The organism is Acinetobacter sp. YH12227 (assembly GCF_013417785.1).
Lineage (GTDB): Bacteria > Pseudomonadota > Gammaproteobacteria > Pseudomonadales > Moraxellaceae > Acinetobacter > Acinetobacter gandensis.
Genome location: NZ_VPDH01000186.1, coordinates 1 through 1,120, shown reverse-complemented (window position 1 = coordinate 1,120; position 1,120 = coordinate 1). Strand labels below are relative to the sequence as shown.

The 1,120-nt window shown below is 38.9% G+C and carries 1 protein-coding gene; it reads right to left on the bottom strand.

The window, feature by feature from the left end; genetic code table 11:
* The coding region (locus FTV09_RS17850; RefSeq protein WP_180059014.1) for an RNA-guided endonuclease TnpB family protein at window positions 1-986 on the bottom strand (986 nt) is incomplete at its 3' end.
* Between the last annotated feature and the right edge of the window lie 134 nt (window positions 987-1,120).

Sequence of the window (1,120 nt, the reverse complement as noted above, 5' to 3'; positions counted from 1 at the left end):
CTATCGTGAGTGACACCACACTCACATGACCATTCTCTTATTCCAAGACCTGTCCTACCTCTCGGACTACTTGAGGTGATCTCACCGCAGCACGAACAGATTTGGGTGGTATAGGCTTCATTGACTTCTTCAAACATTACCCCTGCGTTCTCGCATTTATACTTGAGCATTGTTTTTAGTGCTGAAAACCCTGTATCTAAAACAGACTTTGCCATTTTAGTTTTTACAAGCTTTTTGGCACTTAAGTCACCTACAATTATGAGTGCATTATTTTTAACAAGTAATGTACTTGCCTTATGCAAATGGTCTTTACGGCAATTTGCAATCTTGGCGTGTAATGCACGTACACGTTTTTTATTCCTTGCTCGTTGAGCAATACCTAATTTCTTTTCGTATTGGCGATAGAACTTGGGGTTTGAAATAACCGTACCATCAGAACAGGTTGCAATATCTTTTAAACCTAGATCAATACCTATGGCTTTGGTTGCTGTTGGTTTTTCTTGATTCGATGAATCGACCACAAGGCACACGTACCAACGCCCACGGCTGTCCTCAACAAATGAACCAGTTCTAACAGCATATTTGCTTAATCCATAGCTATCCCATAGCTTGAATTGATGTTTACCATATTGAACATATCCATCAGCGTATTTGATCGCTACTTTCTTAAACGGTATCCATCCAAGTGATTTTCTTGCTGACTTCTTGTTGCTAACACGCCATTTGAGTTTGGCTTTCTTAAACTGCTTTCTGCGTGTGACTAATTCTTCGGTGACAGCCTGAATGGTTTGGCTGTGCAAACCACACTCTTTAGATGCGCCTTTGGTGTATTGAGCAATATCAAATGCAGATAGAAATTCACCTTTTCTTTTTAGGTGCTTAAAACTTAAATCATTCACATAATTCCAAACAAAGTTCACCTCAGATGCTAATTTAATCAGCACCTTTGCGTGTTTGTCTTTTATGCGGAGTTTAAGTGTTTTCATGTGCTTATTTTAACAATAATATTTTAAGTAATGAACAACAAAGATATTTAATACGACATTCCATGTCGTATGGCTTACGCCAGTCGCTTATATCCTCGTGCTGAACCACGAGGTTTTACGCTCCAAGTGATAAA